Raw genomic sequence first — 7,790 nt, 5'->3', positions numbered from 1 at the left:
CGAACATGTAGGCGGGAAACGGAGTCGTCCCCAGGAAGAGCGGGGCCACGGTGACCACGGTGCGGGGCCGCACCCCGGCTCCGGTCAGCCGATCGCGTCCGGACCCCTGCGCAGCTCCGGGAGGTCGGTCAGACAAGGGGCGACCTTCGGCGAAGCCAGCACCACGCAGCCACGGCGGTACCCGGTCTCCCGCTCCGCGCGGCAGCTGGGCCACAGGATCTGGAACGGGCCGACGGCCTCGGCCCCCAGATACTCCAGCGACAGTTCCACGGTTCCGTACACATCGAATCCGTAGCCCTCGTCGTCGGGCACCTTGAAATCGTCGATGACAATGACCGACGACGGCCAGGTGCGGGTGATGAATTCCACCTCCTCGCGTAGTGGGAGATCCTCGTTCCAATGTGCGTCGAGATAGAAAACGATGCACTCGGAGACCGGAAGGTGGTCCCCTTGGTGCAGTAGGCTCAGTGCTTCCCGGGAATCCCGGTTGATCACCTTCACCTCGGGCACGTGGCGGAAGCGCCGGCCTACGTAACGCGCGAAATTCCGGTTCTTCTCGGCGGTGTACACAGGCTTTCCCGAGGTGTGCCAGAAAAAGCGTGTCGACGCACCCCGGTAGGAGCCGGACTCGAAGATCGCGTACGGCTCCACGGCGGCCAGCAGCGAGCGGAAAAGCTGCTGGCGGGCGTGTTGCCCGTTGAACGGCTCCAACCACGGGCCATCCAGCCAGGGCGCGGTGACCCCGATCAGTTCGGCCACCGACGGATGCCAGGACCGGGAGACGGAATCGTACTGTGCGGCGATCACTGATTTCAGGTGCGTCGCGGCGCTCTGCAGAAACATGGAAATTCCGCCTCTCGGTCCGGGATGCGTTTTCGGTGTTCCGTCAAGCATTGATAGGACACACCTCGGGACCGGTCAAGGGCGCCCGGAGGTGGTTACCGAAAATCGGGGGTTGCGCCGGCCGTGGGAACTGTGTTGTTCTTCAAATGAGGCCGGACAGCGGCACACCGCTGTTTTCCGGGCCGATTCCGATAGGGGGTCGTGTGTTATCCGTTCCTGCTGTCGAGATCGAGGTCGACGACACCGAGCGCCGGGAGGTGCTGGCCGGCATCGACCGCCTGCTGCGCGCCGGAAGATTCTCCCAGGGGGAGAACGTCGAATGCTTCGAGGCGGAGTTCGCCGCCTTCACCCGCGCCCGGCACGCCGTGGCGGTCTCCAGCGGAACCGCCGCCCTGGAGCTGGTCTTCCAGGCTCTGGACGTGCGCGGACGCGAGGTGGTGGTGCCCGCGAACACCAACTTCGCGACGTACGTCGCCGCCGAGCGCGCCGGCGCCACGGTGCGGCTGGCCGACGTCGACCCCCGGACCATGTCCCCGACCCTGGACCAGCTGCGCGCGGCCTGCACACCGAGGACGGCGGCGGTGACCCTGGTGCACATGGGCGGGCTGATCGGCCCCGAGACCGAACGCGTCGCCGCCTGGTGCCGGTCCTCCGGCATCGCGCTGGTCGAGGACTGCGCACACGCCCACGGAAGCGAACGCGAGGGACGGCACGCCGGCACCTTCGGCACCGCGGCGGCGTTCTCCTTCTTCGCCACCAAGGTGATGACCAGCGGTGAGGGGGGCATGGTCGTCACCGACGACCACGGCGTCGCCGAGGAGGTCCGGCTGCTGCGCAACCTCGGCAAGCCCGAGCCATGGGTGAGCCGCCACACCAGGCTCGGCTGGAACGCACGGCTGCCGGAGATCGCCGCGGTCCTGGGCAGGGCCCAGCTCGCCCGGCTGCCCGCCGCGGTCGCCGCCCGGCGGCAGGTCGCCGCCGGATACGCCGAGGCCCTGAAAGAGGCGGCAGCGGGCGAGTTCCTGCTGCCCGACCACCCCTACAGCGGATACAAGGCCGTCGTCCTGCTCCCGCCGGGCACCGACCGCGGCCTGCTCAAAGGAGCGTTGCGGGAACGCGGCGTGCAGCCGCAGGGCGAGGTCTACGAGATACCGCTGCACCACCAGCCCGTCCTGCGGGACCGGTACGCCGGCGCGGAGTTCCCCGGCGCCGAACGCAGTTGCGCCACCCAGCTCTGCCTGCCGATCTACCCGAGCCTCGACGACAAGCGCCTCGCCTACGCCGCCCAGGTGCTCGCCGAGGCGCTGACGGAGGTGCGTCCCCGTGGCGAGTGACGTCACCGACGAGCTGCCCGCCCGCCCGCGCACGGTGCTGTCCACGCCCTGGCTCACGGTCCGCGAGGCCAGCCCGGCCTCGGGCAGGGGCGCCGGCCGCAACTGGTACTACGTCGACCATCCCGGCTGTGCCCTGGTGCTGCCGGTGACCGACTCCGGCACCGTCCTGCTGATCCGGTCCTGGCGGATCGCGGTGGGCGACTGGTGCGTCGAGGCCCCCGCCGGCCGCTGCGAGGCGGACGAGAGCCCGGCCGAGACCGCGCGGCGCGAACTCGCCGAGGAGACCGGGGCACACGGCGGCACGCTGCATCCCCTGGGCACCACCTGGCCGTCCAGCGGTTCCTCCAACGAACGCGTGCACCTGTTCCTGGCCACCGGTGTCCGCCCCGGAACGGCACGCCCCGACCCGGACGAGATCCTCCGGCCCTGCCCGGTACCGGTCCGCCGGGCACTGGCCCTGGCCGCGGACGGCACCATCCAGGACGCGCCGACCGCCCTCGCTCTGCTCCTGGCGGAACGCCGGGGGCTGCTGCCCGCCGGAGACGACCGGTGAGCGGGCGCCAGGCGTTCCGGGACGCGTACCAGGAGCCGGCCGGCCCGCCGGACCGCGAGGGCACCGGCCGGGACCCCGGCGTCCGAGGGTTGCAGACCGTGGTGCTGGCGGGCGGGCGGGCCACCCGGCTCGGAGCTCTGGCCGAGCACCTCCCGAAGATCATGCAGCCGGTGGCCGGACGCCCCTTCCTCGACACCCTGCTGGAACCGCTGCTCGCTTCCGGCCTGCGCCGCTTCCACTTCTGCCTGGGGCATCTGGCCGGGCCCGTCCTGCGGCACCTGCGCGCGATGGCGGCGCCGGCGGAGATCACCACCCAGGTGGAGACCGTCCCCCGGGGCACCGCCGGAGCCCTGCGCGACGGCGCGCACCACCTGGACGAGGTCTTCCTGCTCGTCCTGGGTGACACGCACCTGCCGATCGGCTACGCCGACGCCGCCACCTGGCTGGCCCCCGGCGACGAGGCCGTGATGGTGGTCACCGACGCCCCGACCGGTGTGCCGCCCAACACCGTCGTCCGCGACGGCCGGGTGACGGGTTACCACAAAGCCGACGGCGTCCGGGCGGGCGAGGCACGGTGGACCGACACCGGGGTGTGCCTCCTGCGCCGCTCCGCGCTGGACCACCTGGCGGACCGGCCCGACCCCGTCGACCTCGGGGAGCTGTTCCGCCTCCTCATCCGGCGCCGGACCCTGGCCGCCCACCCCATCGGCGAACCGTTCACCGACATCGGCACCCCAGAGCGTTACGCGGAGTTTCGCGCACGGCAGGAACGCTGCGCCCCCGGAAAGGAGTCACCGTGCGGATACTGCTGATCGAGCCTGCCGTCTACACGCCCCAGGGCCTGGACAAGCGCGACAAGCGGCCGTCCCAGCTCATCTCCCTGACCCTGCCCTACCTCGCGGCCATGGTGCCCCCCGAGTGGGAGGTGGACCTGGTCTACGAGGTCTGCGAGGACCTGGAGAACGACTACGACCTGGCCTCCTACGACCTCGTCGGCGTCACCTGCCAGACGATCCAGCTCAAACGCGCCCTGGAGATCACCCGCATGGTGCGCGCCAGCGGCACGCGGGTGGTCGTCGGCGGCCCGGTGACCGTGGAGGACGGGCACGGCCTGGTGCCGGTCATCCGCAGGTTCGCGGACAGCGTCGTCGTCGGCGAGGCCGACGTGCTGTGGCGTCAGCTCCTGGAGGACCTGCGCCGCGGCCACCTCAAGGACGTGTACCAGAGCAACGAGCTGGTGCCGATGCACGGCCATCCGCTGCCGCGCTTCGACCTGGTGGACTTCAGCAAGATCGACCCACCGTACGTGCTGCCGTCCTTCACCGCCCGGGGCTGCCCGCGCCGGTGCACCTTTTGCAGCGAGTTCCTCTACAGCAACTGGCGCTACCGCCCGGTCGACGACGTCGTGCACGAACTGCTCCAGTACCGGGACCGCTTCGGCATACCCCGGGTCGTCTTCCGGGACGACGACTTCCTCGTCTTCCCCAAACGCTCCAGGGAACTGCTCGGCAGGCTCCGCGGCGAGGGCATCGAGTGGGGGTGCCAGACCGACTTCAACCTCTCCCGGCACCCCGACGTGGTCCAGACGGCCATCGAGGCAGGCATGCGCGTGGTGTCGTTCGGCGTGGAGAGCGTGCGGGAGAAGAACCGGGTCTTCACCGAGAAGACCTTCTTCACCATCCCCGAAGCCGAGGACCTGCTGCTGCGGCTGCACGAAGCCGGGGTCGAGACCCAGGTCAACGTCATCTTCGGCTTCGACTGGGACGACCCGGACGTCTTCGACGAGACCTACGAGTTCGCCATCCGCACCAAGGTCTCCCGGCTCTTCCTCAGCATCCTGTACCCGATTCCCGGCACCCCGCTGTACGAGCACCTGCGCGCGGAGGGCCGGCTGCTGGAAGAACGGCCCCAGGGCATCGACGATCCCCTCGCCGTGACGTTCAAGCCCAAGCTCCTGACGGCGGACCAGCTGGTCGAGGGCTACCTCGACGTGGAACGCCGCTTCACCGAGGCGGACCCCTCCCACCGCACCTACTGGCTGGGCCGGGACCACGTCGTCGTCTGATCGGAGACCGCCATGACCGCAACGATGCCCAGCGTGAGCGTCGTCGTACCCACCCGCGACCAGGCGTCGCGGCTGGGGGTGACCCTGCGCGCCTTCGCCGGACAGGACCACCCGCCGGACGCCTGGGAGCTGATCGTGGTGGACGACGGGTCCCGCGACGGCACCGCCGGCGTCCTGGCCTCCGCGGCCCCCGGCCTGCCGCTGCGCGCGGTCCGCACCCCGCCGCTGGGGCGGGCCGCCGCACGCAACCGCGGCGTGCGGGAGTCGTCCGGCGAGCTGATCATCTTCTGCGACGGAGACCGGGCACCGGTGCCCGGGTTCGTCCGGGCGCACGCCGAGGCGCACCTCGACGGCGCGCGCAGAGTCGTCGTCGGGGACATCAAAGAGGTGTACGTCTCCGACTTCGACAGCCGGGCCGAGTCCCTCGGCGGCCTGCTCACCGCACCCGGCGGCGGACTGGAGCGGACGGCCCGTACGCCCGCCTTCGTCAAACGGGTCTGCGGCGTCTACGACGCCACGGGCGCCACCCGTTCCCCGGTGCGGTGGCTGAGCTTCCTGTCCGGCAACGTATCGCTGCGCCGACGGCTCTTCGACGAAGCCGGGGGCTTCGACGAGGAGTTCACCGAATGGGGCCTGGAGCACCTGGAGCTCGGCTACCGGCTCGTGGGTCTCGGGGCCGAGTTCCGCCACTGCGCGGCGGCCCGCAACCACCACTTCGCCCACCGCAGGCCGGCCGGTTTCTACCGGGAGTCCCTGGAGGCATCGGCCCGCGTCTTCGCCCGCAGGCACCCGGAGATCCCGGCCGGGCTGCTGCTGGATCTCACCCTGAGGGGGCTGACCGTGACGGAGTTCGAACGGAAGGCGGCCGAGGCGGGGAGGGCGGAATGGGCGCGGAGCTGAGCCAGTTCTTCCTCGCGCCGCACCCCCTCGGCTCCGGCACGCGCGACACGACCACCTGCGTGGTCCAGCACCGCGCGGACCCCGGCGCCCCGACCGTCGTGCTGGTGACCGGGCTGGGCGTGAGCATGAGCGAACCGCGCTACCTGTGGGCGATCCTGGCCCGCGAACTCGCCGGACAGGGGCTGAACGTCCTGCAGTACGACCACCCCGGACAGGGCGACAGCTCGCTGACCGGACGCCCCGCCACCCTGGACGCCGTACGGACGGCGGCCCGCTCGGTGGCCGAACAGGGCCGCCGGATCGGTTCCGGCCGGCTGGTGATCGTCGGTTACGGCCTCGGCAACCTGCTCGTCGCCGAACTCCTGCGCGCCGGCGAGGCCGAGGCGGGTGTGCTGATCTGCCCCGCGACGCACCGCTGGCGGGCCGCCGCCGGGCACACGGCGTCCCTGTCCGCCCTCGCCACGCGCGACCGGGTGGCACCCGACGAACTCCAGGACGAGACGGCCGTGGCCCTCCTGCTCGACGCGCTGGTAGGCGAGCCGTACCAGCCGCCGCAACCCGCCGGCGCGGTCGGCGCGGCCCTGCTCGCCGCTGCCGCCGCCGCGGCCGGGCCGGCCTTCGCCGGCCTGCGGGGCACCCGTGCCCTCGTCATCGCCGCCGACCCGCGGGACCGCGACTGGGCGCGGCGCGCCGGTCTCCCCGTGCGGGAGATCGACCACGAGCCGACCTCGTGGGCGCCGACCTGGCACTGGTCGTACGAGCCACGCCGCGAGGTGCTGGACGCCGTGACCGGCTTTGTGCACGACGCCCTCGCCGGGCCCGCGCCCGCCGGGCCCCCGGTGCCCGCGGCACCCGTCCGGACGCCGCCCCCCGCCGTCACCGAGTCGGTGTCCGGGCCCGCCGGGTCCAGGATCAGCTCGCTCGCCTTCACCTCCGGCGGCCGGCGCCTGCTCGGCGTCCTCCACGAGCCCGCTCCCCGGCCCGAGGGCACACCCGAGCCGGTGTGCCTGATCTACGAACCGGGCAACCCCGGACAGCGGGTGGACATCCACGAGTGCGGACCGGCCCTGGCCCACGCCGGAGCCGCCCGGGGCGTGCCGGTCTTCCGGTACGACAGCCGGGGCATGGGCGTCAGCGACGGCTCCTTCACCCACTCCACCTGGAGCCATCGCCTGGAGGACCTCACCGCGGCCATGGCCCGGCTGCGCGCCGCCGGCGTGGCCGAACGGTTCGTCGTCGTCGGCAACAGCGCCGGCGCCCGGCTCGCGGCCATGGCCGCCCATGCTCGGCCCGAGGTCACCGGAGCGGTCCTGTGGGGGCCGATCCTCAGCGAGGACGGCGAGGGCCCCGCGCCCCGGCTGCGCAGGGTGGAGGGCACCCTGGCCGCCGAGTGGTGCGGACTGTGGCAGGGCGTCGCCTACAACCGGGACGACCGCGGCCGCGACTACCTGAAGCTGCTGCGCGACAGCGGCGTTCCGGTCCGCGTGGTCTACGGGGACCAGGAGATCGACGGGGACGGCCCCCGGACCATGCTCGCCGAGATCGCCCGCCGTCCCTCCTGGGACCTGTCCGTCGTCCACGGCAGCCACGGCTTCTCCTCCCGCGGCCTGGCCGAGGCGGTACGGCTGACGGCCGACTGGGCGGCCGCGGCCGCCCGGCACCCCGTTCCCGACGCGCCCGTTGGAGGCACCGTCCATGACCGATGACCACGGCCGGACCAGGAAGCCGGCACGGCAGTCACCGCGCGCCGACCGGGCCGAACACCGGCAGCGCCCCGACCAGTGGCGGCTGCCGCCGCTGCGCATCGAACAGAGTGAGTGCATCAGCTGCGACGCGTGTGTGGAAGCGTGCCCCTCGCAGTTCGGCGCGGCCTTCAACCTCGGGCACATGATGGCGATCATCCCCGAGCTGTGCTCCGGATGCGGCAAGTGCCTCCCGCCCGTCTGCCCGGTCGACTGCATCTACCCGGACGAGGAGTGGGCACCGGCCCCCGACGACTGGTGGACCCGGCCGTTCGGCCCCGAGGACCCGTACGTGGCGCAGGACGGCACCCGCCGCCCGCCGGTCGAGCCCAGCCGCATACGCCGCTGGTGAG

The 7,790-nt window shown here is 72.3% G+C and carries 8 protein-coding genes; 7 read left to right on the top strand and 1 reads right to left on the bottom strand.

Annotated features, from left to right (window positions below; translation table 11 throughout):
- Positions 1-84: 84 nt before the first annotated feature.
- Positions 85-843: a hypothetical protein gene (locus AB0L74_RS31420; RefSeq protein ID WP_365659915.1), complete on the bottom strand. Its 759-nt coding sequence runs from the start codon at positions 841-843 to the stop codon at positions 85-87.
- A gap of 203 nt (positions 844-1,046) precedes the next feature.
- On the opposite strand from AB0L74_RS31420, the gene AB0L74_RS31415 reads away from it, so the two are divergent.
- From AB0L74_RS31415 to AB0L74_RS31385, 7 genes are read left to right on the top strand one after another with little or no spacing between them, the layout of a single operon-like run.
- On the top strand, positions 1,047-2,177 hold the full coding sequence (locus AB0L74_RS31415) for a DegT/DnrJ/EryC1/StrS family aminotransferase (RefSeq protein ID WP_365659912.1): 1,131 nt from the start codon (positions 1,047-1,049) through the stop codon (positions 2,175-2,177).
- Positions 2,167-2,730: an NUDIX hydrolase gene (locus AB0L74_RS31410; RefSeq protein WP_365659909.1), complete on the top strand. Its 564-nt coding sequence runs from the start codon at positions 2,167-2,169 to the stop codon at positions 2,728-2,730. The genes AB0L74_RS31415 and AB0L74_RS31410 overlap by 11 nt, the downstream gene beginning before the upstream one ends.
- Positions 2,727-3,542: a sugar phosphate nucleotidyltransferase gene (locus AB0L74_RS31405; RefSeq protein ID WP_365659906.1), complete on the top strand. Its 816-nt coding sequence runs from the start codon at positions 2,727-2,729 to the stop codon at positions 3,540-3,542. Before AB0L74_RS31410 ends, AB0L74_RS31405 begins: the two co-directional genes overlap by 4 nt.
- On the top strand, positions 3,527-4,795 hold the full coding sequence (locus AB0L74_RS31400) for a radical SAM protein (protein ID WP_365659903.1): 1,269 nt from the start codon (positions 3,527-3,529) through the stop codon (positions 4,793-4,795). Before AB0L74_RS31405 ends, AB0L74_RS31400 begins: the two co-directional genes overlap by 16 nt.
- A gap of 33 nt (positions 4,796-4,828) precedes the next feature.
- On the top strand, positions 4,829-5,695 hold the full coding sequence (locus AB0L74_RS31395) for a glycosyltransferase (RefSeq protein WP_365659900.1): 867 nt from the start codon (positions 4,829-4,831) through the stop codon (positions 5,693-5,695).
- Complete coding sequence (locus AB0L74_RS31390; protein ID WP_365659897.1) at positions 5,680-7,401, top strand: alpha/beta hydrolase; 1,722 nt, start codon at positions 5,680-5,682, stop codon at positions 7,399-7,401. Before AB0L74_RS31395 ends, AB0L74_RS31390 begins: the two co-directional genes overlap by 16 nt.
- Positions 7,391-7,789, top strand: a complete 399-nt coding sequence (locus tag AB0L74_RS31385; protein WP_365659894.1) for a 4Fe-4S dicluster-binding protein — start codon at positions 7,391-7,393, stop codon at positions 7,787-7,789. The genes AB0L74_RS31390 and AB0L74_RS31385 overlap by 11 nt, the downstream gene beginning before the upstream one ends.
- Position 7,790 lies beyond the last annotated feature (1 nt).

Source organism: Streptomyces sp. NPDC052020, assembly GCF_040680575.1.
GTDB lineage: Bacteria > Actinomycetota > Actinomycetes > Streptomycetales > Streptomycetaceae > Streptomyces.
The sequence above is the reverse complement of the archived record's forward strand: the minus strand, read 5'-3'. Positions and strand labels throughout refer to the sequence as shown.

What these genes read in the sequence shown, in the direction of transcription:
- AB0L74_RS31420 (WP_365659915.1), bottom strand. Translation starts at nt 843, where the DNA reads ATGTTTCTGCAGAGCGCCGCGACGCACCTGAAATCAGTGATCGCCGCA.
- AB0L74_RS31385 (WP_365659894.1), top strand. Translation starts at nt 7,391, where the DNA reads ATGACCGATGACCACGGCCGGACCAGGAAGCCGGCACGGCAGTCACCG.
- AB0L74_RS31390 (WP_365659897.1), top strand. Translation starts at nt 5,680, where the DNA reads ATGGGCGCGGAGCTGAGCCAGTTCTTCCTCGCGCCGCACCCCCTCGGC.